Below are 25,793 nucleotides of genomic sequence, written 5' to 3' on the forward strand. Positions count from 1 at the left end.
GATGCTCCAGGTCTGCCTCAACGGCACACGGACCGCCGCCGATTCGTCCGCGGTGCCCCTGTCGCCGGCCGCGCTGGCCGATGCCGCCCGGCAGGCGGTGGCGGCCGGTGCCGACGACGTCCACGTCCATCCCAAGACCCCGTGCGGACAAGATTCCCTCTCGCCGCGCGTGGTGGGCCCGGCCCTGGAGGCCATTCGGGCGGCGGTCGGCGTCCCGGTGGGCGTGACGACCGGCGCCCGGGCCGAACCGGACCCGGTGCGCCGGGCGGAGCGGATCGCCACATGGACGGTGCTGCCCGACCACGCCTCGGTCAACTGGCACGAGCCGGGCGCCGAGACGGTCGCCGAAGCCCTGCTGGCGCGCGGCATCGGCGTCGAGGCCGGCCTCCGGTCGGGCACCGACGGACCGGAGCTCTTCGCCCGCTCGCCGCTCGGTCCGCGGGTGCTGCGGATCCTGGCGGAGGTGACCGACACCGACCCCGGCTCCGCGCCGGCCGTCGCCCGTGCGCTGCTGGTCTCCCTGACCGCACACGGCCGCCCCGTCCTGCTGCACGGCGAGGACGGCGGCGCCTGGCCGGTACTGCGCCTCGCGGGTGCGCTGCGCCTGGCCACCCGCATCGGCGTGGCGGACACCCTGCTGCTCCCGGACGGCTCCCCGGCCGCGTCCAACGGCCAACTCGTCGCCGCCGCCCGGGTTTTGCTGGACGGGTCGGACGGCGGATGACCAGGGCGCGGAAGCCGCCACCGGCCCGCGCTCCGACCGCTACCCCGGGCGCTCCCCCACGACGGCCCGGCACGGGAGCGCCGGCGACGGCCTTTACGAACCGGCCCGGGGGCTGACACAACTGGGTCCGGGCCGACTGGTCGGTAACAGCCGTGGCCCGTACGGTCCGTGCGGCAACAGGGCGGCGCGGACACCGCAGGAGAGGGTGGACGTCCATGGCCGAACTCCACGATCTGACCGCGCTCGAGCAGGCCGGAGGAATCCGCGCCGGCGAGATCTCCCCGGTCGAGCTCACCGAGCACTACCTGGCACGGATCGACCGGCTGGACGACACCCTCGGCGCCTTCCTCACCCGGACGCCCGAGATCGCCCGCAAGCAGGCCGCGGACGCCGAGAGCGAGGCCGTCGCGGCCCGCCGGGAGGGCCGCGAACTACCGGCGCTGCACGGCGTTCCGGTGCCGGTGAAGGACCTCAACCAGGTCGCGGGCGTGCGCTGCACGATGGGTTCGCGGGCGCTGGCGGAGTACGTCCCCACCGCCGACGACCATGTGACCGACAAGCTGCGGGCGGGCGGCACGATCCTGCTCGGCAAGACCAACACCCCCGAGTTCGGGCTGCCCTGCTACACCGAGAACGGTCTCGCCCCGCCTGCCCGCACCCCCTGGGACCTGGAACGCTCGGCGGGTGGATCCAGCGGCGGCGCGGGCGCCGCGGTGGCCGGCGGCCTGGCGCCCGTCGCACACGCCAGCGACGGCGGCGGATCGATCCGGATACCGGCCTCGGTCTGCGGGCTGTACGGCATCAAGCCCAGTCGCGGCCGGGTCAGCAGCGGCCCGCTGCTGCACGACGTGTCGGGCCTGAGCACCTCGGGGCCACTGGCGCGTACGGTCGCCGACGCGGCGACGCTGCTGGACGTGCTGGCGGGCCCGATGCCCGGCGATCCGTACACGGCGCCGCCTCCGGCGCCCGGCGAGACTTTCGCCGCGCACGCCGGCCGGGCCCCCGGACGGCTGCGGATCGCCTGCCTCACCGAAGCCCCGATACCGGGCACGGCGATCGCCCCCGACTGCCGCACCGCCACCACCGAGACCGCCGCCCTGCTGACCGAACTGGGCCACGAGGTCGAGGAGTTGACGCTTCCCGTCGACGACGGCATCCTCCTCGCCTTCACCCGGGTCTGGTCGGTGATGGCCGCGAACCGCCCGGTGCCGCCGGCGGGCGAGGAGCTGCTGATGCCGCTCACCCGCTATCTGCGTCGCCGCGGCGCCGAGGTCTCCGGTACGGACTTCGCGGGGGCGCTGTACGCGTTCCGGGCGCTGGCCCAGACCATTGCCGACGGCCTGATGCCGCCCGGCGGCTACGACGTGATCCTCTCCCCGACGCTGGCCGGGCCGCCGCTGCCGATCGGGGCGCTGCGCGACGACGCCGATCCGCAGGCGGAGTTCGCCGCCATCGGGGCGTACACGCCGTTCGCCGCGCTCTACAACGCGACCGGCCAGCCCGCGGTCAGCCTCCCGCTGCACTGGAACGCCGCGGGCCTGCCGATCGGGGTGATGCTCGGCGGCCGCTACGGCGCGGAGGCCACGCTGATCTCGCTCTCCGCGCAGCTGGAGCAGGCCCGCCCGTGGGCCGCGCGCAAACCGTCCGTCTGGTGACGGCGGCGCCGCGCCCGTCGCGGGGCGGGCCCGGCGCTCAGCCCTCCGGCGGGGCGCAGCCGCCGTCCGGCCCGCCGGGCGCGCAGCCGTCGTCGGGGGCGGCGGTGTCGGTGCGCCGGCCCGCGGGGTCCTTGGCCCTCCGGTCGACCCGCAGCCGCCGCGCACCCGGCCCCTGCTCGCCGAGGTTGTCGTAGGGGTTGGACAGCGCGCACTTCTCCAGCGAGAGACAGCCGCAGCCGATGCAGTCGGTGAGCCGGTCGCGCAGTTCGACGAGTTGACTGATCCGCTCGTCCAGCTCGGTGCGCCAGACCTCGGAGAGCCGGGCCCAGTCGTCGCGGTTGGGGGTGCGCTCGTCCGGCAGCTCGGCCAGCGCGTCCCGGATCACCGCCAGCGGGATCCCCACCCGCTGCGCCGCCCGGACGAAGGCGACCCGGCGCAGCGCGTCCCGGGTGTAACGGCGCTGGTTGCCGGCCGTCCTGGTGCTGCTGATCAGGCCCTTGGACTCGTAGAAGTGCAGCGCCGAGACCGCGGCGCCACTGCGCGCGGAGAGCTGACCGACGGAGAGCTCATGGACCTTGTACGGAAGCTGGGGCACCGTTCAACCCTAAAGGCTGTCCCGTGGCTGGAAGGATCTTCCCGGGCGTTGACAGTGGGTGCCCGCACTCCGCATGCTGAGCAAGCGCTTAGTAAGCGGCCCGCCGCCCTGCGGTGCGGCGTGCGGTACGGAGCCTGAGGAGGCAGACGGAGATGGCAGAGCCCCGAGTGTTTGCATCGGTCGACGAGCTGCGGGGGGCGGTCGGCGAGGAACTGGGCCCCAGCGAGTGGCTGGAGGTCGACCAGAAGCGGATCGACCTCTTCGCGGACGCCACCGGCGATCACCAGTGGATCCATGTCGACCCGGAGAAGGCCGCGGACGGTCCGTTCGGCACGACCATCGCGCACGGCTATCTGACACTCTCCCTGCTGCCCACCCTCGTACCGCGGCTGATGCGGGTCAACAACGTGAAGATGGGCATCAACTACGGCACCAACAAGGTGCGCTTCCCCGCCACCGTCCCGGTCGGCTCACGGCTGCGCGCGACGGCGCGGATCGCCGAGGTGACCGAGGTGCCGGGCGGGGTCCAGCTGGCCACGGTGGTGACCGTCGAGCGCGAGGGCGGCGACAAGCCGGTCTGCGTCGCGGAGTCGGTCAGCCGCTTCTATCTGTAGCGGGTCCGCCCGTCCGGGCCCCCACCATGCGCAGCACGAGGTCGGCGTAGAGGGCGCCGACCTCGTCGGGCGTGCGCGGGCCGTCCACGGAGAACCAGCGGGCCACGTCCACGCACAGCGACAGCACGGCGAGCGTGGTGCCCGGCACGTCGTCGGCCCGGAACTCCCCGCTGTCCGCGCCGTCCTGGATGATCCCCCGCAGCAGCCGGTCGGTGCGGCGGCGCAGATCGGTGATCTCGGCGTAGTGCTCCGCGCTCAGCGCCTGGAGCTCGTACTGGATGACGCGGGCGGTGGTGTGGTGCTCGGCATGCCAGCGGGCGAAGGTGCGCACCGCGTCGGAGAGCCGCTCGGCGGCGCCGCCCCCGGCCTCGGCGGCGGCGTTCATGATGCGCAGCGCCTTTTCGTGGCCGATGCCGCTGATGCGGTAGAGCAGCTCTTCCTTGGTCTTGTAGTGGATGTAGAGCGCGGCGGGGCTCATCCCGGCCCGGCCGGCGATGTCCCGAGTGGTGGTGGCGTGGTAGCCGCGCTCGGCGAACGCCTCGACGGCGGCGCTGACCAGCCGTCGCGCGGCGTCCGGGGTCACCCCGGCCCACTCCTCGTTCTCCTCTTTCGCGCGCTCCGCCGCCGCACCCATCGCGTACCCCGCTCCTCGATCCGCCAGGGACGTTCCCCTGACGGATCGAACACCATACCGCGATACTGAGCAAGCGCTTAGCAACCCGGTGCGGCGCGGGCCGGATCGTGCGGCCGGGCACGTCAGAAGGCGGAGACCCCCGTCAGCGCCCGTCCGATGACCAGCTTCTGTATCTGGCTGGTGCCCTCGTAGAGGGTCATCACCCGGGCGTCGCGCAGCAGCTTGCCGACCGGGTACTCGTCGATGTAGCCGTACCCCCCGAAGACCTGAAGGGCGTTGTTGGCGGCGCGCACCGCGGCCTCGGAGGCGAAGAGCTTGGCCTTGGACGCCTCGGTGACGAACGGTTCGCCGCGGTCGATCAGGTCGGCCACCCGCCAGGTCAGCAGGCGCGCCGCGTCCACGTCCACGGCGATGTCGCTGATCAGCTCCTGCACCAGCTGGTGCCGGGCGATGGGCTTGCCGAACTGCTCGCGCTCGCCCGCGTGGCCCAGGGCGGCCTCCAGGGCGGCCCGGGCGATGCCCACACAGCCGGCGGCCACCGACATCCGGCCCTTGGCCAGCGCGGACATCGCCACCGAGAAGCCCTTGCCCTCCGGTCCGAGCATGGCCGTGCCGGGGACCCGCACGCCGTCCAGGACCAGCTCGGCGGTCGCCTGACCGCGCAGTCCCAGCTTGCCGTGGATCTCGCGGCGCTCCAGCCCGGGGGTGTCCGTCGGTACGAGGAAGGCGCTGATGCCCTTGTGGCCGGGGGCGCCGCCGGTGCGGGCGAAGAGCAGCACGACGTCGGCCCAGGTGCCGTTGGTGATGAACATCTTGGTGCCGTCGATGACGTAGTCGGCGCCGTCGCGGACCGCCCGGGTGGTGAGGTTGCCGGCGTCCGAGCCGGTGCCCGGCTCGGTCAGCCCGAAGCAGCCGATCGCCTCGCCGGACGTCAGCCGCGGCAGCCACTCGCGCTTCTGCCGCTCGTCGCCCCAGGCGGCGACGGTCTTGCCCACCAGGCCGAGGGAGACCGAGACGATGCCGCGCACGGAGGAGTCGCCGCGTCCCAGCTCCTCGGTGACCAGGGCGTAGGAGAGGTGGTCGCCGCCGGAGCCGCCGTACTCCTCTGGAACGGTGAGTCCGAGGAATCCCACCTCGCCGAGCTTCTTCACGATGCCGCGGTCGACCTGCTCGGCGCGGTCCCAGGCGGTGGCGTGCGGGGCGATCTCGCGGTCGGCGAAGTCCTTGGCGAGCTGCCGTACCGCGGTCTGCTCCGCGCTGAGCTCCAGGTTCATCGGGGGCTCCTGTCGACGAGAACAGTTAATTAGCAGTGCTAGTTTTCTTGGGGCTGCCCCTACTATGTGCGTCATGGCCCGACCCCGCAAGCCCCTCCTGAGCCGCGAGCGCATCGTCACCACGGCGCTCGCGCTCATCGACGCGGAAGGGCTGCCGGCGCTCTCCACCCGGCGTCTCGCGACGGAGCTGGGCGTGAGCGGGCCGTCCCTCTACAACCACTTCACGACCAAGGCCGAGATCCTCGACGCGGTCGCCGACACGGTCGTCGCCGAGGTCGACGTGTCGGGGTTCCGGGCGACCGGCGACTGGCGGGCCGGGCTGCTGGCCTGGGCCCGCTCCTACCGTGCCGCCCTCGCCGCGCATCCGCACATCGTTCCGTTCCTCGCCCAGGGCCCCGGTCGGCGCCCGGCCGGGCTGAAGATGGCCGACGCGGCGTTCGGCGGCATGGTCGAGGCGGGCTGGCCGCCGGCCCAGGCCACCCGGATCTGCGCCATGGTCCGCTACTTCGTGGCCGGCTCCGCCCTGGGCTCGTTCGCCCGCGGCTTCGTGGACGACCCGAGCGCCTACGACCCCGCCGACTACCCGCACCTGGGCCAGGCCCACCTGCTGGCCGAGCACCAACGCCAGGTGGACGAGGGCGCCTTCGAGACCGGCCTGCGGGCCCTGGTGGACGGCCTGGCGCTGCACCACCCGGAACTCTCACCGCCCGGCGACGCCTGACGAACCCGCCCGGATCTCCCGTCACGGACACTTCCGCCGCACCCCGGACAATCGCTGTACAGTGCGTCGGCCTCTGGCGGGCAGAGGCCGATTGTGTTGACCCGGGAGGCGGCGTGCACGAGTCGGGCACGGCCATCAACGGCCCTTTCCAGACGCGTTACGGACGGTTCGTCATCGAGGTGCTGCGCGGCCAGGCGCAGGTCGACTTCCTGCCGAACGCGCTGACCGGAGCGGTGTTCTCGGTCGCGCTCTTCGCGGCGGGCTGGCAGTTCGGGCTCTACGGGCTGATAGGCACGGCCGTCGGCACCGCCACCGCCCGCCTCCTCGGCGCGGACCGGAGCCGGATCACCGCCGGCCTCGAAGGGTTCAACGCCTGTCTGGTGGCGGTCGGCTGCGCCGTCTTCCTGGGCGCCGCCCAGCTGTCCACGGCGCTGCTCGCGCTGGCCGGCAGCACGGTGGTCACCGTCCTCACCGGTGCCGCCGCCCGGATCCTGGCCACCTGGGAACTGCCCACCTCCACCCTGCCGTTCTGTGTCACGGCCAGCGCCATGACCATCGCCGCGCCCGGCTTCCAGCGGGTCTGGCACCAGGACGCCGGGCCGGCCGCGCTCGCCCAGCCGGCCACCGGCGCCACGGCGCTCACCGTCACCGACCTCTGGCACGCCTTCTTCGCCGGCATCGGCCAGATCTTCTTCATGCCGCAGTGGTACGTCGGGCTGATCTTCCTGGCCGGCATCTCCCTCGCCAGCCGCCGGGCGGGCGCCCTGGCCTGCGTCGGCAGCGCCGTCGGGATCCTCACCGCGTGGGCCCTCGGCGCACCCGCCGAGCAGGTGGCCGAGGGCACGATGAGCTACAACGCGGCGCTGGTCGCCATGGCGCTGTGCGGGGTCTTCCTCGTCGCGGACGCCTGGAGCCTGGGGTACGCGATCGTCGGCGCGGCGGCCGCGACGGCGCTGAGCCCGGCCCTGGCCGCCGTCTTCGCGCCGTCCGGCGGCCACACCTTCACCTGGCCGTTCGTCCTGGTCTCCCTGGTCTTCCTGGCCGCGGCGCCGGCCTTCCCCCGGCTGCGCCGGGTCACCGGCTGACCGGCCCGCGGCGGGCGGTGCGGCGGGCCAGCAGCCGGATGGAGACCAGGGCGACGGCGGACAGCACCATGAGGTACGCGGACACCGACATCGAGGTGCCCGTCGCCTCCAGCAGCAGGACCATGAGGAACGGGGCCAGCCCGCCGCCCAGGATCGCGCTGATCTGATATCCGAGCGAGGCCCCCGTATAGCGCATCTCGGGCGTGAACAGCTCGGCGAACAGCGCGGCCTGCGGCCCGTACATGATGCTCAGGAAGCAGCTGCCGACGAACGTGCCGACCGCCATCCACGCCAGCGAGGCGGTGTCGATCAGGAGGAACATCGGCACCGCCCACAGGAGCAGCCCGACGGCGCCCGCGGCGTAGACGCGCAGCCGTCCGACGCGGTCGGAGAGCGCCGCGGCGGCGGGTATCAGGGCGAGTTGGGTGAGGCTGACCAGGAGGGTGAGGGTGAGGACCGCGGTGCGCTCCATGTGCAGCGAGCGGGTGGAGTAGTCCAGGACGCCGGTGATCAGCACATAGAACGTGGCGGTGTTGACGGCGAAGGACCCGCCGGCCAGCAGGACCGTGCCCAGGTGGTGCCGGAGGATGGTCCGCAGCGGCGATCTGCGGGCGGCGGTCGCCTTCTCCTGCGCCGCCAGCTCCGCCTCCGCCCGCCGGAACTCGGGCGTCTCCTCGACGCGGGTGTGGATGTAGCGGGCCAGGACGAGGACCAGCACCCCGACCAGGAACGGGACCCGCCAGCCCCAGGCGGCGAAGGACCGCTCGCCGCCGACCGCACCGGCCACCAGAAAGACGGCGTTGGCGGTCATCACCCCGAGGGGGACGCCCAGTTGGACGAGCGAGCCGTAGAGCCCGCGCTTGCCCTCGGGGGCGTATTCGGTGGCCATCAGCATGGCGCCGCCCCACTGGGCGCCGACCGCGGCGCCCTGCAGGACGCGCAGCACGACCAGCAGGACCGGGGCGGCGATCCCGATCGTGTCGTAGGAGGGCAGCAGGCCGATTCCGGTGGTGGCCAGCCCCATCACGGTCAGCGCGAGCACCAGCATCGGCTTGCGGCCGCGCCGGTCGCCGAGGTGTCCGGCGATCACGCCGCCGATGGGGCGGGCCAGAAAGCCGACGGCGAAGGTGGCGAAGGCGGCGAGGACGCCCGCCGCCCTGCTGCCGGAGGGAAAGAAGGCGTCGCCGAGGACGAGAGCGGCGGCGATGCCGAAGACGAAGTAGTCGTACCACTCGACGGCGGAGGCGAGAGCCGCGGCGGTGGCCACCTTGCGGCGGCTGCCGGCGGAGGGAGTTCTCCCGGTGCTGTCGTGGGGCGCGGAGGGGGCCGTGTCCATGCGTGCACACTCCGGGGGTGCGGGGCGGGATGGGGGGCGGCGCCGTAGATGTCGGGCGACCGTACCGACCGGCCGGTACGGCGTCAACGGACCGCACACCACGACTTTTCGACGCCTCCGCCGCCGGGCCGGAGACGCCTCCCGCGCTCCCGGCCCCGCTCCGCCGCCCACCGCCTTCCGCCCGCCCCCGCGGGCGGACGACGGGACTTCGCGGACCGCCCTAGAAGACCACCAGCGCCCGGCCGCCCTTGCCCGCCAGCATCGCGTCGAACGCGGCCGGGATGTCGTCCAGGCCGATCCGGTCGCTGACCATCGCGGAGAGGTCGAGCGCGCCGGAGCGGACGTGCCCGGCGATGACCGGGAGGTCGCGGGCCGGGTCGCTGTTGCCGTAGACACAGCCGGAGAGGGTGCGGCCGAAGTAGAAGATCTCCAGGGCGGAGAAGGTGACCTGCTGGTCCTGGCCGCCGATGCCGACGACGGTGGTGCGGCCGCCGCGGCGGGTGGCCGACCAGGCCGTGCGGATGGTGTCGGCGCGGCCCACGCACTCCACGGCGACGTCGGTGCCCACACCGCCGGTGAGCTTGCGGATCCGCTTGGCGGTGTCCTCGCCGGCCACCACGAACTCGGTGGCCCCGGCCGCCCGCGCCAGCTCCTCCTTCTCCGGGGAGACATCCACGGCCACGATCGCGTCCGCGCCCGCGATCCGCGCCGCCTGGAGGGTGGCCAGGCCCACCCCGCCGACGCCGAAGACCGCCACCGACTCCCCCGCCCGCACCTGTGCGCTGTGGTGCACGGCGCCCCAGCCGGTGAGTACCGCACAGCCGAGCAGCGCCGCGTCGGCCAGCGGCACGCCGTCCGGCAGCGGCAGCGCGGCGTGGGCGGGCACCACCGTCTCCTCGGCGAACGCGGCGGTGCCCAGGCCCGGATAGAGCTCGGTGCCGTCCGCCCGCCGCGCGTACGGCTTCGCGGCGGCGGCACCCGCGTCGGCGCACAGCCAGGGCTCCGCCAGGCCGCAGAAGTGGCAGGTGCCGCAGGACGGCGCCCAGTTCAGGACGACGCGGTCGCCGGCCGCGACACCGGTGACGCCTTCCCCGACGACGGTGACGGTGCCCGCGCCCTCGTGCCCCAGGACGGCGGGGACGGGCTGCTTGAGCGTCCCGTTCGACAGCGACAGGTCGGAGTGGCAGACCCCGGCGGCGGCGAGCCGGACCCGGACCTGGCCCGGACCGGGGGCGGGCAGGTCGATCCCGGTGACCTTCAGAGGGGCGTTGACGGCTGACAGTACGGCGGCGCGGACCACGGTGCGTTCTCCTCGGGGCGGGGCGGGGGCGGGGGCGGCGGGACTGCGGGACGGGTGACGGGTGACGGGGTTCCGGGCGGGGCCCGGGCCGCGGGGCCCGGGCCGCGACGCGGACGGCTCAGCGCGGCAACGCCGTCACAGCTGCAGCGACTTGGTCTGGAGGTACTCGCTCAGGCCGTGCGGGCCCAGCTCGCGGCCGACACCGGACTGCTTGTAACCGCCGAACGGGGCCAGCAGGTTGAAGCGGCCGCCGTTGATGTCGACCTGCCCGGTGTCCAGCCGGCGGGCGAAGGCGACCGCGGTCTCCTCGTCGGCGGCCCACACGGCTCCGGCGAGTCCGTAGACCGTGCCGTTGGCGATGCGCAGGGCCTCCTCCTCGTCCTCGTAGCGGAGGAGGGAGAGGACGGGGCCGAAGATCTCCTCCTGCGCGATGGTCATGTCCGGCGTCACGTCGGCGAACACCGTCGGGCGGACGTAGTAGCCGCTCGCCAGGCCTTCGGGGGCCTCCGCGCCGCCCGTCACCAGACGCGCGCCCTCCGCCACCCCCTTGTCGATGAAGGCGCGGACGCGGTCGCGCTGCTTGGCGTTGACGACCGGGCCGAGCCCGCTGGCCTCGTCCTGCGGGTCACCGGGTACGTACCGCGCCACGGCCTCGGCGGTGAGCGCCACCGCCTCGTCGTACCGGTCGGCGGGTACGAGCATCCGGGTCAGCGCGTTGCAGGACTGGCCGGAGTTGCGGATGACGTCGGCGACGTTCACCTTGACCGCCTTGGCCAGGTCCGCGCCCGGCAGGATGACGTTGGCGGACTTGCCGCCGAGCTCCAGCGCCACCCGCTTGACCGCGCCGCCCGCGATCGCACCGATCTGCCTGCCGACGGCCGTCGATCCGGTGAAGGAGACCAGGTCCACGTCCTCGTGCTCGGCCACCGCCCGGCCCGCGACCGTGCCGAGGCCGGTGACGAGGTTGAAGACGCCCGCCGGGATGCCCGCCGCATCGACGCACTCGGCGAAGAGTTGGGCGGTGAGCGGAGTGTCCTCGGCGGGCTTGAGCACGACGGTGCAGCCCGCGGCGAGCGCCGGGGCGACCTTGTTGGTGATCTGGTGCAGCGGGTAGTTCCAGGGGGTGATCGCGCCGACCACGCCGACCGGCTCGTGCAGCACGGTGGAGTTGCCGAGCTTCTCCTCGAACGGGTGGGCCGCGGCCAGTTCGGCGTACGAGCCCACCACCGCGATCGGCAGAGCGGCCTGCACCCGGGCGCTGAAGGAGCGCGGCGAGCCGAGCTCGGCGGTGATGGTCTCCGCGATCTCCTCGGCGCGGGCGGCCAGTCGGTCGCGCAGCGCGGTCAGGCGGGCGGCGCGTTCGGCGGGGGCGGTGGCCCGCCAGGCGGGCAGTGCGGCGCGGGCCGCGCGCACGGCGGCGTCCACGTCCTCGGCGGTGCCGGCCGGGACGGTCGCGATCACCTGCTCGTCGGCGGGGTTGCGCACCTCGATGGTGTCGCCCCCGGCCGCGGGCCGCCACGCACCGCCGATGTACATGCCGTCATGTGCCTTCATCTAGCCGTCCTCCCGAGCGGTCCAGCGTGCGGCGGTGTGCCGCGCCCCTCAAACTAACGGCGCTAGTTTGAGAGGCGCCACTCCGCACGGGAGTGGAGCGCGTCACCCGGGCGCCATCCGGCCCGGCGGCCCGTCCGGTGACCGGCGCCCGGCCGGCCCCGGGCGGTCAGGCGCCGGGGATCGTGGCCCGGAACTTGTGTGTCAGATCGGCACCGCGGATCACGCCGCCCTGGTGGTACTTCAGCCCCCAGGCGTCGATCACCGAACCGTCGCCGAACATGCAGGCCGACGTCACCTGATCCGGTTTCGTCTCGCCCTTCGACCCCCAGCCCCCGCCGTCCGTGGGCCGGTTGCCGAACATGGCGGTGCCGTTGATGCCCTGGCAGTAGGCGATGGAGGGGTTGCCGGGGCTGCTGGGACCGCCGGGCTTGCGGACGTAGGCGAGCGCGGCCAGCGTCGGTTCGGCGGCGGCCAGGGTGTCCGCCGCGATCATGATCCGGCTGCCGTCCCGGGCGGTGAAGACACACATCTCCCGCTCGCCGCCCAGCCGGGTGATGACGTTGCCGGAGCCGGTGAAGTACGGGACACGGGTCTGGGCCACCCCGCCCTTCTCCTGGCACCACTGCGCGGCCGCGGACGGATGCCGTCCGGCGGTTGCGCCACCGTCGGCCGCACGGGCCGCCACGGTCGAACCGGAGACGAGAACGAGAACGGACACGGCAAGGACGTGGGAGCGCTTCACGCTTCCTCCTGGGGGGTGGTCGGCAGACGGCCCGAAAGGTGACCGGGCCAGGTGGTTCCGCTGGGCGAACCGGTGCGCACGGGCACATCCTGGGCAGCGCTCCGGCCACCGTCAACGCCCGCCCCGCCCTTCCGCCGCGCCCCGGCGACATTGACGCGATCGCCGGAGCGGACCGCCCGTGACGTGCCCCGACGAGCGAGCGGATCCGGCCAGTAATACACCCGTAACAGCCCCTGGAGCGCGGGCGGTTAGAGTGTCCGGCCTGATGAATCCCCCACTGCTGCGCATCCGCCTGCTCGGCGGGTTCCGGCTGGAACGCGACGGCGACGCGCCGCTCGCCGAGCGCTGGTCCCGGCCCGGCGCCCGGACCCTGGTCAAGCTCCTCGCCCTCGCGCCGGGCCGTCAGCTGCACCGCGAGCAGCTGATGGCGGTGTGCTGGCCGCACGCCGAACTCCCGGCCGCACTGAGCAGTCTGCGGGTCGCCCTGCACGCCGCCCGGCACGCCCTGGAACCCGAACTGCCGCCCCGCGCCCGCTCCTCGTACCTGACCGGCGACGGGGCACTGCTGCGGCTGGCCCCCGACGCGGTGTGGATCGACACCGAACACGCCGAGACGCTGGCCCGGCGGGCGCTGGCCGACGGCGGCACGCACCACCTGACGGCAGCCCTGGAGGCACTGGACGGCGAACTGCTCCCCGAGGACCGGTACGCGGTCTGGGCCGCCGCGCCCCGCGAGCGGCTGGCGCTGCTGCACACCCGGGTGCGGCGGGCGTGGTCCGCGACGCAGGCGGCCCCGGGCGGGGCAGCGGGAGCGGCCCGGCCGGAGGCGGACGCGGCGCGGGTGCGGCTGGACTGGGCGCTGGCCCTGGACCGTTCGGGGCGCTCCGAGGAGGCGCTCGGCGTACTGCGCGAGGCGCTGGCCTCGTACCGGCGCCAGGGCCGGGGCGACGCCTGTGCGCTGGCCGCCGCCCGGCTGGCGGAGGTGCTCTGCCGCAGCGGTACGGGCGAGGAGGCGCTCGCCGTGCTGGGCTCCCACCCACCGGGGCCGGACACCCCGGAGGAGGTGCGGGCGGCACACCGCATGGCGCACTCCGCGGTGCTGTCGTACACCGGACGGTACGAGGAGGCGCTCGCCTGCGCGCGTGCGGCGGAGCGCGCGGCGCAGGCCGCGCGGGGGCCCGACCGGCTGGTGCTGCTGGCCCGCTCGCTCGCCCAGCAGACCGTCTGCCTCGGCCTGTCCGGGCGCTCCGACGAGGCGGCGGACCCGGCCGAGCGCGCGCTGACGCCGGCCGAGGAGTCCGGGGACCCGGCGCTGCTGGCCACCGTGCTGTCCGTGCTGCGCGAGAGCGCGCGGCGGGCGGGGCGGCACCGGCAGGCGCTGGCGTACGGCCGCCGCGCCCTGGCGCTGGCCGAACAGGCCGGCCGCCCCACGGCCACCGCCTTCGAGCGCGCCAACCTCGCCGAACTGCACCTCCTGCTCGGCGAGCGGGACGACGCCGAGCGCCTGGCGAGCGCCGCCGTCGAACTGGCGGAACCCTTCGGCGGCACGGCGCTCGCCTTCGCCCTGGTCGCCCTGGCACGCGTCCGGCACGCCCCCGACCCGGCCGGCAGCGCCCGCCTCCTGGACCGGGCGGGCCGCTGCGCGGAGGCGGGCGGGCATCTCCAGGCCATCGACGAAGTACGCGCCGCACGGGCGGCGTTGGCGGCCCCCGGCTGACCCGGGCGGGGCCGGTCCGCGGGGCCCCGGCGCGGGGCTCAGCGGGCCGACGGGCCCGGACCGCTCGCCCGGCCGGCCCGGTCCGGTCCGTCCGTGGACGGCGGATCCGGTGCGGGGAGCGGGTCCCGGGGCGGGCGGACCGCGGCGCGCGGCGACCGTACGGCGATCGCCGCGGAGACCAGCAACAGGGCGCCGAGCAGGACGAACGGCGCGGCGGCACCGGCCAGGCCGGCGGCCAGCCCCGCACCGGCCGGGGCGGCGACCTGGCCGAGACGGTTGCCGGTGAGGCGGAGGGCGAGGGCGGTGCTGCGGGCGTTGCCCGGGGCGGCCTGGACGACGGTGGTCATGGAGAGCGGCTGGCCGACGCCGAGGCAGAAGCCCAGCGCGCCGAGCACCAGGGCGAGCGCCCAGACCGGCAGCGGGGCCGCGATCGCGGCGCAGAGCACGGCGGCCACGCCGCAGGTGGTGGCCAGCAGGACCCTGCGGCCCAGGAGGACGAGCATCGGGGTCATCACCACCCGGCAGGCGATGGTGGCCGCGGCCCGCAGGCTCAGCAGCAGGCCGATGGTGGTGGCGGCGATGCCGCGGTCCTCGCCGACGACCGGCAGGTAGGCGGTGAGGATGTCGGTCGCGGAGAGCACGGCCAGGCTCATGAAGATCCCGGCCGGGACGCCGCGGGTGCGCAGGATGCCGCGCACCGGAACGCGCGGCGTGGCCGCATGGACGGGTGCGTCCGGGGCGGCCGGGGCGCGCTGTTCCAGGCGCCACAGGGAGCAGTAGGAGACGGCGGCCACGCCGCCCGAGACGATCAGGGCGGTGGCGCTGGTGCGGGCCATCGCGCCGCCCTGCCCGGAGACGACGAATCCGGCGGCGACCGGGCCGACGAGCTGCCCGAGGGAGGCGCCGATGGTGAAGTGGCCGAAGTTGCGGTCGCGGTCCTGCGGGGAACTGCGGCGGGCAACGATCGACTGGGCGCCGATGACGAAGCAGAGGTGGCCCAGCCCCATCACCCCGCTCCAGGCGGCCATCGCGGGCAACGTGCCGGTCAGGCCGCTGAGCGCGCAGCCGCCGCCGATCAGGGCGACGCCGACGACCAGCAGCGGTGCGCAGCGGCCGTGGTCGGTGCGGCGGCCCAGCGGGACGGCGACCAGCAGCGGGAGCAGTGCGTAGACGGCGGTGATGACGCCGACGGCGCGTTCGTCGGCGCCCAGGGCGAGGGCCCGGTAGGAGACGGCCGGCCTGGCCATGCTCACCGCTCCCTGGGCGAAGGAGAAGGTGATGACCAGCCGCAGCAGCCAGCTCCTGCCGGGCCCCGCCCCGAAGGTCCGTGACATCTAGATGATGCCGAAGAGCAGCCCGGCGCACAGGACCACCAGCGAGGTCAACACCGCCCATTTCACGGTGAACTTGGTGTGGTCACCGAATTCGACCTTGGCCATGCCGACGAGGACGTAGACGGCCGGGACCAGCGGGCTGGACATGTGCAGGGCCTGGCCGACGAGCGAGGCGCGGGCGATCTCGACCGGGGTCACGCCGTGGGCGGCGCCGGCCTCGGCGAGGATCGGGACGATGCCGAAGTAGAAGCCGTCGTTGGACATGAAGTAGGTCAGCGGGATGCTGAGGACGCCCGTGACGATGCCCATGTGCGGGCCGAGCGCGTCGGGGATGGCGGAGACCAGCCAGCGGGCCATGTGCTCGACCATGCCGGTGCCGGTGAGCACGCCGGTGAAGACGGCAGCGGCGAAGACCATGCCGGAGACGTTCAGGACGTTCTCGGCGTGCGCGGCGATGCGGGCCTTCTGGTCCTTCATGTGCGGGAAGTTGACGGTGAGGGCGATGGCGGCGCCGAGCAGGAAGAGCACCGGGATCGGCAGCGTCTGGAGGATCAGCAGGGTGAGCAGCGCGATGGTGAGCGCGGCGTTGAACCAGTAGAGCTTGGGGCGGAGGGTGGCGCGCCGGGGGTCGAGGCCCTGGAGGCCGTCGTCCGCCGCGGAGTCGCCGGCCGCGGGGGCGTCCGCGCCGGTGCCCGTACCGCCGGTCGGGAGGGGGCGCCGGGTTCCGGCCGCACCGCCGCCGCCCGCGCCGACCAGCACCTGCTCGGTCTCGTGCGCCTCGGCCTGCTCGGTCACCACGTGGGTGTCGCCGAGAGTCAGCACGCCCAGCCGCTTGCGCTCGCGCCGACCGAGGACGTAGGCGAGGACGAAGACCGCGACCAGGCCGACGGCCAGCGCGGGGATCATCGGGACGAAGATGTCGCCGGCGTCCAGCTTGAGCGCGGTGGCGGCGCGGGCGGTCGGGCCGCCCCAGGGCAGGGTGTTCATCACGCCGTTGGCGGTGGCGGCGACGCCGGTCATGACCACGAGGCTCATCTTCAGCCGCTTGTAGAGCGGGTAGAGCGCCGAGACCGTGATCATGAAGGTGGTGGAGCCGTCGCCGTCGAGCGAGACGATCGCGGCGAGCAGCGCCGTTCCGACGACCACCCGCAGCGGGTCCGCTTTGCAGAACCGGAGGATGCCGCGGACGATCGGGTCGAAGAGCCCGACGTCGATCATCACCCCGAAGTAGATGATGGCGAACATCAGCATCGCGGCCGTGGGGGCCAGGTCGCCGATGCCCTTGAGGACGTAGTCGCCCAGGTTCGCGCCCTGGCCCACCAGGACACAGAACAGCGCGGGGATGAGCACGAGCGCCGCCATCGGCGACATCTTCTTCATCATGATCAGCACCAAGAAGGTGGCGATCATGACAAATCCGAGGATTGTCATCATTCGGGGTACCTCACGTTCGCCCTTGAACATCTGCCGGGTGGCGGTTCAGGCGACGTTAGGTCCCGCAAACTTTTGTTAACAAGGTCTTGACGCGCGAGCAATACGAGCAAAACTCCAGGTCAACCCGGGACACCGCCGACGGGCCGGAGCAAAACCGACGCTCCGGTCGCACCGGGGCCGAGTTCACGTCGCGTCCGTGTCCAGATGGTGGGCCAGGTACGCCCGCAGCAGCCGCTTGGTCTCCGCCACGATCTCCGGATCGCCGGCCGGGTCGGTTCGGAAGGCGAGCTGGAGCAGTGCGTCGGCCGCCTCGACCCCGACGAGGAAGGCGGTGCGCAGGCGTCCCTCGGCGGGGTCCAGGCCGAGCGGGCCGGCGAGCAGGGCGAGCAGCCGGTCGGCGACGTCGTAGTTGGCGCGGCGGGCCGCCTGCGGGGCGGGGACGGTGAACTCCACCAGGGCGAAGCCCGGCACCGTGCACTTCATGGCGAGGTACTCGTCGACGACCACGTCCATCGCGTGGCGCCACTCCAGCCGCCCGTCGGCGGGGGCCGCCAGCCGGGCGGTGATGCGGTCCGCGTAGGCATCGAGATTGCGCCGGGCCAGTGCCTCGGCCATGGCGCGCTTGTTGGGGAAGAAGCGGTAGACCGAGCCGATCGGGACATCGGCGCGGCCGGCCACGGCGCGGGTGCTGAGGTCCTCGTAGCCGGTCTCCTCCAGGAGTTCGGCGCAGGCGTCGAGGATGCGGGCGAGGCGCTGGGCGCTGCGCCGCTGGACGGGGACGCGTCGGAGCGGGGTCGGCTGCTGCACCCGAACATCCTGCCCGCCCCGCGCGCAGCGGGAGCGGGAGGACCGGGATCCGGCCAACTCGGCCGGGAGTTTCCGTTGACGGATGCCTCCCCACCAGCAATCCTAATGTCTTGCATAGGATTCGATCCGGCACCGGATCCGGTCCTGCAGTGGATTCCTCGACCGGCGGGAGCGTGCGATGACGGGTACGGGCAACGAGCGGGCGAGGAAGACGGCCGAGGGGCTGGCGTACCTCTCCGGCTTCGGCAACGAGCACAGCTCGGAGGCCGTCACCGGCGCGCTGCCGGTGGGCCGCAATTCCCCGCAGCTCGCCCCGCTCGGCCTGTATGCCGAACAGCTCAGCGGCTCGGCGTTCACCGAGCCGCGCCATCACAACCGCCGCTCCTGGCTCTACCGCATCCGCCCCTCGGCCGCCCATCCGCCGTTCGTCCGCGCCGAGCAGGGCACGATCCGCTCCGCGCCGTTCACCGACTGCGCGCCCGACCCCAACCGGCTGCGCTGGAACCCGCTCCCCGAGCCCGCCGGCCCCGTCGACTTCCTCTCCGGGCTGTGGACGCTGGGCGGCAACGGCGACGCCGGCCGGCGCAGCGGCATGGCCGTGCATCTGTACTACGCCAACTCCTCCATGACGAACAGGGTGTTCAGCGACGCGGACGGCGAGCTGCTGATCGTGCCGGAGCGCGGCGGACTGCTGCTGCGCACCGAACTCGGCCTGCTGCGCGCCGAACCGGGCCAGGTGGCCCTGGTCCCCCGCGGTGTGCGCTTCCGCGTCGAGCTCCTGGACGCGACCGCCCGCGGCTATGTCTGCGAGAACTACGGGCAGCCCTTCGAGCTCCCCGACCTGGGCCCGATCGGCGCCAACGGCCTGGCCAACCCACGGGACTTCCTCGCCCCGGTCGCCGCGTACGAGGACGTCGAGGGCCCCTGCGAGGTCGTCAACAAGTTCTGCGGCAACCTCTGGACGGCGACCTACGACCACTCCCCGCTGGACGTCGTCGCCTGGCACGGCACCCACGTCCCCTACGTCTACGACCTGCACCGCTTCAATGTCATCGGGTCCGTCAGCTACGACCACCCCGACCCGTCGATCTTCACCGTCCTCACCTCCCCCTCCGACACCGCGGGCCTGGCGGGCGTGGACTTCGTGGTCTTCGCGCCGCGCTGGCTGGTGGGCGAGGACACCTTCCGGCCGCCGTACTTCCACCGCAACGTGATGACCGAGTACATGGGGCTGATCGAGGGCGCCTACGACGCCAAAGCGGAGGGGTTCGTGCCGGGCGGCGGCTCGCTGCACAACATGATGTCCGCGCACGGCCCGGACCGGGAGACCTTCGACCGCGCCAGCGCCGCCGAGCTGCGGCCGCAGAAGATCGACGACGGTCTGGCCTTCATGTTCGAGACCCGCTGGCCGCTGACCCTCACCGCGCAGGCGCGGGACGCCGGACATCTCCAGCGTGGCTATGACGACGTGTGGCAGGGTCTCCAGCGCCACTTCCGCTCGTGAGACCGGGGAACGCTCTGTGACCACCTTCGCTCCCGACTCGCTCGCCCTGAACCGCAAGCTGCCGTTGTGGTACCAGGTCTCGCAGTCGCTGCGCGCCTCCATACTCGGCCGCTCCCCCGAGGCCCCGCTGCGGCTGCCCACCGAGGACGCGCTCGCCGAGCACTACGGCGTCAGCGTGCTGACCATGCGCCAGGCCCTCAAGGAACTGGAGGCGGAGGGCCTGATCAGCCGGCACCGCCGCCGCGGCACCTTCATCGAGCCGAGCGCGCAGCGGGGTGCGCCGGTGCGGCTGCTCGGCTCCGTGGACGCGATCGTGGCCCAGCAGTCCGGGATGCGCACCGAACTGCTGGAGCACGGACCGGTGCCCGTCCCCGCCGAACTCTCCGAGTACTTCCCCGGTCTGACGGAGGTGGCCGGATTCCGGCGGCTGCGCAGCGACGAGGAGGCGGACGAGCCGACCAACCACGCGCGCAACTACGTCCGCCCCGACGTCGCCGCCCTGATCGACCCGGCGGACCTGGAACGCCGCCCGATGACCAAGGTGCTGCGGGACACCGTGGGCGTGCGCATCAGCCGCATCACCGACACCGTCGAGGCCCGCCTGGCGGACCCGGAGACCGCCCGCCTGCTGCACGTACCACTGCTCAGCCCGATCCTGCACTACACCGGGATCACCTACGACGAGGCCGGACGGGTGGTCGACGTCGCCCGGATCCACTACCGCGGGGACCGGTTCTCCTTCACCGTCACGCTGGACGCGCACTGACCGTACGGCCTCCCCCGCCCGGCCTCAGATCCGCTCCAGGCTCCGCCCCGTGCTCCGCGGCCCCAGCAACGCCACATCCAGGCACAGCAGCACCATCAGCACCGCCGAACCGCTGAAGACCGCGGCCGCCCCGAGATCCGCCAGCACGCTCAGCGCGACGAACGGCAGCACCACGGAGGTCAGCCGGGACAGTGAGTAGGCGATCCCGATGGCGCTGCTGCGCAGTCCGGTGGGGAAGATCTCGGTCTGGTAGACGTGGAAGGCGTTGGAGAAGACGTTGCTGCACACCGTCAGCAGAAAGCCGAAGGTGACGATCGCCCAGGTGGCGACGGCGAAGCCGAAGGCGAGACCGCAGGCGGCCATGCCGAGTGCGGAGGCGACGATCAGCGTCCGGCGCTCGATGCGGTCGATGAGCGGGACGGACAGCGCCGAGCCGATCGGATAGCCGCAGAAGCTCAGCGCCGCGTACAGCAGCGAGGCGGTGACCGTGTGGCCCTTCGCCGTCAGCACCACGGGAGCCAGCGAGCCGAAGCCGTAGTAGCCGACGGTCTGCAGCACCTGGAACGTCCACCACATCAACGTGCGCCGCCGGAAGTCCCCCCGGAACATCTCCCCCAGCGGCACCTTCCGCTCCGGGACGGTCTCCGCCTCGGGGACGGACGGCAGCGTCGTACCGCTCTCGCGCGCCACCCGTTCCTCGATACCCCGCACGATCCTGTCGGCCTCCTCCTCCCGTCCGTGCACGGTCAGCCACCGCGGCGATTCCGGCAGTTGGCGCCGCATGAGCTGGAGGAACCCGGCGCCGAGCGCCCCCGCGACCAACAGCCAGCGCCAGCCCTCGACGCCCAGCACCTGGTGCCCGGCCACCAGCCGGGCCCCCAGCAGGGCCGCGACCGGCACCCCGACGAACCCGAAGGTGTACGCGTGGGCGATATAGCGGCCGCGCACCGCCCGGGGCAGGAACTCCGCGAGATAGGTGTCCACGAGGACGAGTTCGGCCCCCAGCCCCAGCCCCGACAGAAAGCGCAGCACGAGCAGCCACTGGATGTTCGGGGCGAAGGCGGACAGCAGGGAGAAGGCGGAGTACGCGGCCAGGTTGACCATGAACATCCGGCGCCGGCCGAGCCGGTCGGCCAGCACGGACAGCACGTTCGCGCCGACGAACATGCCGAGGAAGCCCGCGGCGATCACCCAGGATCTGGCGGTCGTACCGAGGTGCCACTGCTCGGCGAGGACCGCGGCCAGCACCCCGCCGAGGAAGATTTCGTAGAGGTCGAAGAAGGCGCCGATGCCGACGACGAGGGTGATCCGGCGGTGCCACCGGGACGGCGGCAGCCGGTCCAGCCGTGCCGCGGCCCGGTGACCGATCGGGGTCCCCCCACGCCGTTCAGGCGTGGGGGACGCGATGTCCGTCATACGGTCCTCCCCTGAGCAGGTCCCGGCGCGCAGGACGGAGCCAGGTCCGCACCGTGCCGTCGGGCGTACGGCGGGACCGTACCCCTCCAAGATCAGTAAGCGGAAGACCGCGCGCGGACCCGGGCGGGCGCCCCGGGGCGGCCGCGGCCGTGGATACCATGCCGGGGTCAACCGAACGGTCCGGGAGGGGCTCCGCGTGACGGCGAAGCAGGACGCGCCACGGCTGTCCGACCTGATGCCGTGGTCCGTACCGCCGCTGCGGCTGGGCCGGTCCTGGGTGCGGGGGCCGGACCCGGCGGTGCTGCGCGCCCGGTGGCACGCCCTGGTGGCCGCCGAGGACGCGGCCGTCCGGGAGCGACTGTTCCGGCCGTCGCGCTCGCGCACCCTGCACTCCGCCGTCGGCCAGCTGCCGGGCCAGACCACACCCACCGGGCGGCTGGCCCGGGCGGACGGCCCGTGCCCCGAGCCGGTGCGGATCCTGCACGGCCCCTTCGACCTGCAGTGGCTGCTGCCCGACCACCGGCTGATCGACGTGGCACGTCCGGAGCTGTGGCGGGTGGCGGACGCGCGACAGCTGTTCGCGGTCGGCCTGGAGGAGGTTCCGCAGGTGCCGGGGCCCGCGGTGGTGTGCTCGGCGGTGCTGCCGGACGGACGCGCCTCGGCGGGCCGGCCGGGCCGGATCCATCCCCTCTACCGGCGTCCCGGCGGCACCGAACCCAATCTCGCACCGGGCCTGCCCGAGCTGCTCACCCGCCGCCTGGACCGGCCTGCCGGCCCCACCGATCTGCTCGCCTGGCTCACCGCGAGCGCCCGGCACTCCCCCGACGGCACCGTCGTGCCGCTGACCGCCGACCCGGCCGTCTGGGACATCGGCGTCGAGCTCGGCGCGCGGCTGCTGTGGCTGCACACCCGCGGCCGCCACGGCGCGCACATCGGTGAACGGCCCCGGCTGCCGGGCGGGCGCCGCCCGTATGTGCGCTCCGCGCTGCCGGCCCGCGGGCTGCCGGAGAGCATCGGCTACGACGCCGGGCAGGAGGCCCTGCTGCTCGGCGACGGCCGGATCTCGCCGGTACCGCAGGGCGCCTGGGACTTCCGTGCCGGCGGGGTACGGGTGCTGGAGGCGTGGTTCGCCCAGCGGACGGACCCCGCGGATCCGGCCGAGGCGGGCTCGCTGGCGGCGCTGGGCGCCACGGCCTGGCCGCAGGAGTGGACCTCGGAGCTCCTGGAGCTGATCACCGTACTGGCGCTACTGGACGAACTGCAGCCGCAGCAGGCGGAGTTGGTCGACCGCACCGCCGCCGGGCCACGGATCACGGCCGACGCACTGCGGGACGCGGGCATCCTCCCGGCGCCCGTCTCCGCCCGCCGCCCGGCCTCCGTCCTCGACCATCACGAGGAGGGCCCGGAGGGTCAGTTCGCGCTGTTGTGAGACAGGCCGGGCCCGGGGGTGCCCGCCCGGCCCGGGGCGCCCCCGGGCCGGGGAACACGAAAAAACCACCCGTCACAAGAACGGGTGGTGAAGGAAGAGCCGGGTGGTGCGTGCCTCGGCGAGCACACCGACACGCTGCGGCGCCCGGAAACCGGCGGACCGGTTACCGCGGGGCGGTGAGTCGCAGCGCAGTGCCGGGACGGTGTGGTCGCCCGAGGTCCCGCTTCAGGAACGCATCAGCCGTGGCCGCCGAACAGCGAACGCCGCAGCCTTCGCAGCGGCGCGAACAACGACACCCTGGCACCGCGGCTCTTCCTCGTGTGGGAGCGATCACGGGCGGTGAGCTCCCGCATCAGTGACGTAGCACCCTCCGTCTCGCGCTGCGGTATGGCAGGACCACCGAGCACCGCGAGATGGCGGTCCAGACGCGCACTGGACGCGCCGCTACCGCAACTGATGGCAGGGACACGCGCCCTGCTCCGCACTGTTATCTGTTCCATAACTCTCCCCACCCTGACGAGGGCACCCGGCACGGGCAGGGTAACCCTATCTCCCTTGGAGGACACGCGTGCAGACCGGTCAACGGATTCACCTGCCTCGCCTTGACGTTGACGAACACCATACGTAATGGCGCCTACACCGCGCCCATCAGGGCAAGTTGACTGCCCGTCGGCCCGACTGAGGCCATCTGACGGGCCGACGGGACGATCGAGAGGGACCCGGACGAGCGGTTCCCCCTCGACGTCGCCGTGTACGGACGGTTACACAGCGGAGGCGAACACCGGGAGGTAGCCGCTGGACTGGCCGGCGGCTGTGGGGTGGTAGGACTCGTCGACGGGGTAGGTCACGCTGTGCAGCCAGGGGCTGCCGGAGCACAGTTCATGGCCGGTGAAGGTGGAGTTGACGTCGGAGAAGGCGAAGCCGTGGTCGGCGGCGCGCTTGGCGGTGACGCCGTTGATGTCGTCGGCGGCGCCGTTTATGGCGGCCCGGGACTTCTCCGAGAGCCCGGCGAAGCAGCCGCCGTTCAGCTTGTAGAAGTGCGGGTAGCCCAGGACCACCACCCGCGCGGCGGGGGCCCTCTGGTCGATGGCGTTGTACACCGAGTCGAGCTGGCCGGGCAGGGTGTTGTCGATGTACGACCTGGCCGTGGCGACCCGGGCCAGGCAGGCACTCTCACCCTGGAGCGCACAGGTCGTCATGGTGTCGGCGAAGCCGGCGTCGTTGCCGCCGATGGTGATGCTCACCAGGCCGGTGGAGCTGCTGAGGGTGCCCAGCTGACCGTTGAGAACATCACCCGTTCGGGCGCCGGAACAGGCGGCAAACGAGAAGGACGAGGGGGCGTGTGCGGCGGCCCAGAGGGCCGGGTAGGCCTTGGTGCTGCGCTTGCAGGAGCCGCTGCCACTGTCGTAGCTGCCGGCTCCGACGCCTGCGGAGTAGGAGTCGCCGAGGGCCACATAGCCGGTGGCGAGGGGGAGTTGGGCGGATGCTGCGGCGCTCGCGCCGGTGAGCGCGAGCGCCGTGCTGACAAGAAAGGCGGACCCGAGGGCCGCCAGTCGGGACAGTCTCATAGAACCTCCCTTAGCAGGATCTCTGCCTTGTTCGTGGTAGCAGGACTCGCCGGTAACAGGAAGTGTCCATGTCAATATTCGTTACAGAGTTCATGGCTAATCGGATGAAGTGTCCCCATCTTCACTGCGATGTCGTTGCATCGTCATGTCGCGCCCATGACATCCCGACGGAAGCCTTGAGGTGCACCTGCCGTACACGCGAACCTCTTTGACGGGTGGTCAATAACGGGTCAAGGAATTCCCTCGGACCACCCAAGGCGTACTCCCCGTGCGCCACACCCCCGCGCGCGCACCACGGCGCGCCACCGATGAGGAGGCTCCCTCGCGATGGCAGTGATGCGTGCCACCACACCCCCTACCGGCCCGAGGCGTTCGGCCGCGTCGCGGCTCGCCGCGGCGCTCACCGCGACGGCGGCGGCCGCGGCCCTCGGCGCCCTCTCCTTCCCCGCCCACGCGGCGCCCGTCCAGGGCCCCGTCGTGGGAGCCGGCGCCACGGACGCGGTAGCGGGCAGCTACCTCGTCACCCTCAAGCACGCCTCGGGGCTCAAGGCGGCCTCGGCGGACGGCAGAAGCCTGATATCCGGGTACGGCGGCACCGTGCGCCGGACCTACACCGCCGCGCTCAACGGCTATGCGGCACACCTCACCGCGGACCAGGCGAGACGGCTGGCCGCCGACCCGGCCGTCGACCAGGTCTTCCAGGACCGCACCCTGCACGCCCTGGGCACGCAGACCGACCCGCCGTCCTGGGGCCTGGACCGGATCGACCAGGCCGAGCTGCCGCTCGACAAGAAGTACGGCTATCCCGACAGAGCGGGCTCCGGCGCCACCGTCTACGTCATCGACACCGGCGTCCGCATCTCCCACCAGGACTTCGGCGGGCGCGCGGCGAACGGCTACGACGCCGTCGACAACGACAACGTCGCGCAGGACGGCAACGGCCACGGCACCCATGTCGCGGCGAATGCGGCCGGCACGTCGTACGGCGTCGCCAAGAAGGCGAAGGTCGTCGCGGTGCGGGTGCTGAACAACTCCGGCTCCGGTACCACGGCCCAGGTCGTCGCGGGCATCGACTGGGTCACCAAGAACCACAAGGGGCCGTCGGTGGCGAACGTGTCGCTGGGCGGCGGCGCGGACGCGGCCCTGGACAAGGCCGTACAGAACTCCGTCGCGAGCGGCGTCACGTACGCCATCGCCGCGGGCAATTCCGGGGCCGACGCCCAGAACTACTCCCCCGCGCGGGTTCCGGAGGCCATCGCGGTCGGTGCGACCACCTCCACCGACGCCCGTGCCTCCTACTCCAACTACGGCTCCCGGGTGGACATCTTCGCGCCCGGCAGCAGCATCACCAGCGCCTGGAACACCGGTGACAGCGCCACCAACACCCTCTCGGGCACGTCCATGGCCACCCCGCACGTGACCGGTGCGGCCGCCGTCCACCTGGCCGGGCACCCGACGGCCACCCCGGCGCAGGTCGCCGCGGCCCTGACGAACGGCGCCACCGCGGGGGTCGTGACCGACCCCGGTACCGGCTCGCCCAACAAGCTGCTCAGGCTCGTGCCGTGATCCGGCTGGTCCGACCGG

At 73.3% G+C, this 25,793-nt stretch carries 23 protein-coding genes; 10 read left to right on the forward strand and 13 right to left on the reverse strand.

The window, feature by feature from the left end; translation table 11 throughout:
• Window position 1 precedes the first annotated feature (1 nt).
• Both ACGFML_RS08725 and ACGFML_RS08730 read left to right on the forward strand, forming a co-directional pair.
• On the forward strand, window positions 2-724 hold the full coding sequence (locus ACGFML_RS08725; RefSeq protein ID WP_393541443.1) for a 3-keto-5-aminohexanoate cleavage protein: 723 nt from the start codon (window positions 2-4) through the stop codon (window positions 722-724).
• A 215-nt stretch (window positions 725-939) separates the two neighbouring features.
• Window positions 940-2,379, forward strand: a complete 1,440-nt coding sequence (locus tag ACGFML_RS08730; RefSeq protein WP_393541445.1) for an amidase — start codon at window positions 940-942, stop codon at window positions 2,377-2,379.
• A gap of 37 nt (window positions 2,380-2,416) precedes the next feature.
• Here ACGFML_RS08730 and soxR read toward each other — a convergent pair whose 3' ends face one another.
• On the reverse strand, window positions 2,417-2,974 hold the full coding sequence (soxR, locus tag ACGFML_RS08735) for a redox-sensitive transcriptional activator SoxR (protein WP_393541446.1): 558 nt from the start codon (window positions 2,972-2,974) through the stop codon (window positions 2,417-2,419).
• 152 nt (window positions 2,975-3,126) lie between these two features.
• Between soxR and ACGFML_RS08740 the strand changes: the two genes are divergently transcribed.
• On the forward strand, window positions 3,127-3,588 hold the full coding sequence (locus ACGFML_RS08740; RefSeq protein WP_393541448.1) for a MaoC family dehydratase: 462 nt from the start codon (window positions 3,127-3,129) through the stop codon (window positions 3,586-3,588).
• Here ACGFML_RS08740 and ACGFML_RS08745 read toward each other — a convergent pair.
• A complete protein-coding gene (locus ACGFML_RS08745) occupies window positions 3,569-4,222 on the reverse strand; it encodes a TetR/AcrR family transcriptional regulator (RefSeq protein ID WP_393541450.1) in 654 nt (217 codons plus the stop codon). The genes ACGFML_RS08740 and ACGFML_RS08745 overlap by 20 nt on opposite strands.
• Before the next feature lie 122 nt (window positions 4,223-4,344).
• Window positions 4,345-5,496 carry an acyl-CoA dehydrogenase family protein gene (locus ACGFML_RS08750; protein WP_393541452.1) on the reverse strand — a complete coding sequence of 384 codons (1,152 nt, stop codon included), beginning with the start codon at window positions 5,494-5,496 and terminating at the stop codon, window positions 4,345-4,347.
• A gap of 73 nt (window positions 5,497-5,569) precedes the next feature.
• Here ACGFML_RS08750 and ACGFML_RS08755 point away from each other — a divergent pair, with 73 nt between their 5' ends.
• Window positions 5,570-6,217 (forward strand): TetR/AcrR family transcriptional regulator, encoded by a 648-nt coding sequence (locus ACGFML_RS08755; protein WP_393541454.1) that lies wholly within the window; start codon window positions 5,570-5,572, stop codon window positions 6,215-6,217.
• A 113-nt stretch (window positions 6,218-6,330) separates the two neighbouring features.
• Window positions 6,331-7,302 carry an urea transporter gene (locus ACGFML_RS08760; protein WP_393541456.1) on the forward strand — a complete coding sequence of 324 codons (972 nt, stop codon included), beginning with the start codon at window positions 6,331-6,333 and terminating at the stop codon, window positions 7,300-7,302.
• On the opposite strand, the gene ACGFML_RS08765 is transcribed toward ACGFML_RS08760, so the two are convergent.
• The 4 genes from ACGFML_RS08765 to ACGFML_RS08780 all read right to left on the reverse strand — a co-directional run bounded on the left by ACGFML_RS08765 (window position 7,292) and on the right by ACGFML_RS08780 (window position 12,234).
• Entirely contained in the window at window positions 7,292-8,638 is a 1,347-nt protein-coding gene (locus tag ACGFML_RS08765) for an MFS transporter (RefSeq protein WP_393541458.1), read from the reverse strand. The two genes, ACGFML_RS08760 and ACGFML_RS08765, sit on opposite strands and share 11 nt — an antisense overlap.
• Window positions 8,639-8,858: 220 nt before the next feature.
• Window positions 8,859-9,938, reverse strand: coding sequence for a Zn-dependent alcohol dehydrogenase (locus tag ACGFML_RS08770; RefSeq protein WP_393541460.1), 1,080 nt, complete (start codon window positions 9,936-9,938; stop codon window positions 8,859-8,861).
• A gap of 135 nt (window positions 9,939-10,073) precedes the next feature.
• Window positions 10,074-11,492, reverse strand: a complete 1,419-nt coding sequence (locus tag ACGFML_RS08775; protein WP_393541462.1) for an aldehyde dehydrogenase family protein — start codon at window positions 11,490-11,492, stop codon at window positions 10,074-10,076.
• A gap of 166 nt (window positions 11,493-11,658) precedes the next feature.
• Window positions 11,659-12,234 carry a hypothetical protein gene (locus ACGFML_RS08780; RefSeq protein WP_393541464.1) on the reverse strand — a complete coding sequence of 192 codons (576 nt, stop codon included), beginning with the start codon at window positions 12,232-12,234 and terminating at the stop codon, window positions 11,659-11,661.
• Window positions 12,235-12,499: 265 nt separating this feature from the next.
• Here ACGFML_RS08780 and ACGFML_RS08785 point away from each other — a divergent pair, with 265 nt between their 5' ends.
• Window positions 12,500-13,951, forward strand: coding sequence for a hypothetical protein (locus ACGFML_RS08785; protein ID WP_393541466.1), 1,452 nt, complete (start codon window positions 12,500-12,502; stop codon window positions 13,949-13,951).
• A 38-nt stretch (window positions 13,952-13,989) separates the two neighbouring features.
• On the opposite strand, the gene ACGFML_RS08790 is transcribed toward ACGFML_RS08785, so the two are convergent.
• The 3 genes from ACGFML_RS08790 to ACGFML_RS08800 form a co-directional block, all read right to left on the reverse strand.
• On the reverse strand, window positions 13,990-15,285 hold the full coding sequence (locus ACGFML_RS08790; RefSeq protein WP_393541468.1) for an MFS transporter: 1,296 nt from the start codon (window positions 15,283-15,285) through the stop codon (window positions 13,990-13,992).
• Window positions 15,286-16,719 (reverse strand): CitMHS family transporter, encoded by a 1,434-nt coding sequence (locus ACGFML_RS08795; protein ID WP_393541470.1) that lies wholly within the window; start codon window positions 16,717-16,719, stop codon window positions 15,286-15,288. It abuts the gene before it with no gap.
• Window positions 16,720-16,902: 183 nt separating this feature from the next.
• Window positions 16,903-17,526, reverse strand: coding sequence for a TetR/AcrR family transcriptional regulator (locus tag ACGFML_RS08800; RefSeq protein ID WP_393541472.1), 624 nt, complete (start codon window positions 17,524-17,526; stop codon window positions 16,903-16,905).
• 178 nt (window positions 17,527-17,704) lie between these two features.
• On the opposite strand from ACGFML_RS08800, the gene hmgA reads away from it, so the two are divergent.
• A complete protein-coding gene (gene hmgA, locus ACGFML_RS08805; protein ID WP_393541474.1) occupies window positions 17,705-19,030 on the forward strand; it encodes a homogentisate 1,2-dioxygenase in 1,326 nt (441 codons plus the stop codon).
• Between the two features lie 16 nt (window positions 19,031-19,046).
• Complete coding sequence (locus ACGFML_RS08810; protein WP_393541476.1) at window positions 19,047-19,796, forward strand: GntR family transcriptional regulator; 750 nt, start codon at window positions 19,047-19,049, stop codon at window positions 19,794-19,796.
• A gap of 24 nt (window positions 19,797-19,820) precedes the next feature.
• On the opposite strand, the gene ACGFML_RS08815 is transcribed toward ACGFML_RS08810, so the two are convergent.
• On the reverse strand, window positions 19,821-21,212 hold the full coding sequence (locus ACGFML_RS08815; protein ID WP_393541478.1) for an MFS transporter: 1,392 nt from the start codon (window positions 21,210-21,212) through the stop codon (window positions 19,821-19,823).
• Between the two features lie 196 nt (window positions 21,213-21,408).
• On the opposite strand from ACGFML_RS08815, the gene ACGFML_RS08820 reads away from it, so the two are divergent.
• Window positions 21,409-22,641 (forward strand): type ISP restriction/modification enzyme, encoded by a 1,233-nt coding sequence (locus tag ACGFML_RS08820; protein ID WP_393541480.1) that lies wholly within the window; start codon window positions 21,409-21,411, stop codon window positions 22,639-22,641.
• A gap of 236 nt (window positions 22,642-22,877) precedes the next feature.
• On the opposite strand, the gene ACGFML_RS08825 is transcribed toward ACGFML_RS08820, so the two are convergent.
• Together ACGFML_RS08825 and ACGFML_RS08830 are read right to left on the reverse strand one after the other, a co-directional pair.
• Window positions 22,878-23,141 (reverse strand): hypothetical protein, encoded by a 264-nt coding sequence (locus ACGFML_RS08825; RefSeq protein ID WP_393541482.1) that lies wholly within the window; start codon window positions 23,139-23,141, stop codon window positions 22,878-22,880.
• A gap of 261 nt (window positions 23,142-23,402) precedes the next feature.
• The gene (locus ACGFML_RS08830; RefSeq protein WP_393541484.1) at window positions 23,403-24,209 is read right to left on the reverse strand and encodes an SGNH/GDSL hydrolase family protein; all 807 of its coding nucleotides are present in this window, start codon (window positions 24,207-24,209) and stop codon (window positions 23,403-23,405) included.
• Between the two features lie 327 nt (window positions 24,210-24,536).
• Between ACGFML_RS08830 and ACGFML_RS08835 the strand changes: the two genes are divergently transcribed.
• On the forward strand, window positions 24,537-25,775 hold the full coding sequence (locus ACGFML_RS08835; RefSeq protein WP_393541486.1) for a S8 family peptidase: 1,239 nt from the start codon (window positions 24,537-24,539) through the stop codon (window positions 25,773-25,775).
• The last annotated feature ends 18 nt before the right edge of the window (window positions 25,776-25,793 follow it).

The sequence above is a fragment of the Streptomyces sp. NPDC048650 genome (genome assembly GCF_043199095.1).
Lineage (GTDB): Bacteria > Actinomycetota > Actinomycetes > Streptomycetales > Streptomycetaceae > Streptomyces.

Bases quoted from the DNA above. Each gene is read 5' to 3' on its own strand.
- ACGFML_RS08755 (WP_393541454.1), top strand. From the start codon at position 5,570: ATGGCCCGACCCCGCAAGCCCCTCCTGAGCCGCGAGCGCATCGTCACC.
- hmgA (WP_393541474.1), top strand. From the start codon at position 17,705: ATGACGGGTACGGGCAACGAGCGGGCGAGGAAGACGGCCGAGGGGCTG.
- ACGFML_RS08835 (WP_393541486.1), top strand. From the start codon at position 24,537: ATGGCAGTGATGCGTGCCACCACACCCCCTACCGGCCCGAGGCGTTCG.
- ACGFML_RS08765 (WP_393541458.1), bottom strand. From the start codon at position 8,638: ATGGACACGGCCCCCTCCGCGCCCCACGACAGCACCGGGAGAACTCCC.
- ACGFML_RS08775 (WP_393541462.1), bottom strand. From the start codon at position 11,492: ATGAAGGCACATGACGGCATGTACATCGGCGGTGCGTGGCGGCCCGCG.
- ACGFML_RS08830 (WP_393541484.1), bottom strand. From the start codon at position 24,209: ATGAGACTGTCCCGACTGGCGGCCCTCGGGTCCGCCTTTCTTGTCAGC.
- ACGFML_RS08730 (WP_393541445.1), top strand. From the start codon at position 940: ATGGCCGAACTCCACGATCTGACCGCGCTCGAGCAGGCCGGAGGAATC.
- ACGFML_RS08795 (WP_393541470.1), bottom strand. From the start codon at position 16,719: ATGATGACAATCCTCGGATTTGTCATGATCGCCACCTTCTTGGTGCTG.
- ACGFML_RS08815 (WP_393541478.1), bottom strand. From the start codon at position 21,212: ATGACGGACATCGCGTCCCCCACGCCTGAACGGCGTGGGGGGACCCCG.
- ACGFML_RS08785 (WP_393541466.1), top strand. From the start codon at position 12,500: ATGAATCCCCCACTGCTGCGCATCCGCCTGCTCGGCGGGTTCCGGCTG.
- ACGFML_RS08725 (WP_393541443.1), top strand. From the start codon at position 2: ATGCTCCAGGTCTGCCTCAACGGCACACGGACCGCCGCCGATTCGTCC.
- ACGFML_RS08750 (WP_393541452.1), bottom strand. From the start codon at position 5,496: ATGAACCTGGAGCTCAGCGCGGAGCAGACCGCGGTACGGCAGCTCGCC.
- ACGFML_RS08790 (WP_393541468.1), bottom strand. From the start codon at position 15,285: ATGTCACGGACCTTCGGGGCGGGGCCCGGCAGGAGCTGGCTGCTGCGG.
- ACGFML_RS08740 (WP_393541448.1), top strand. From the start codon at position 3,127: ATGGCAGAGCCCCGAGTGTTTGCATCGGTCGACGAGCTGCGGGGGGCG.
- ACGFML_RS08745 (WP_393541450.1), bottom strand. From the start codon at position 4,222: ATGGGTGCGGCGGCGGAGCGCGCGAAAGAGGAGAACGAGGAGTGGGCC.
- ACGFML_RS08825 (WP_393541482.1), bottom strand. From the start codon at position 23,141: ATGGAACAGATAACAGTGCGGAGCAGGGCGCGTGTCCCTGCCATCAGT.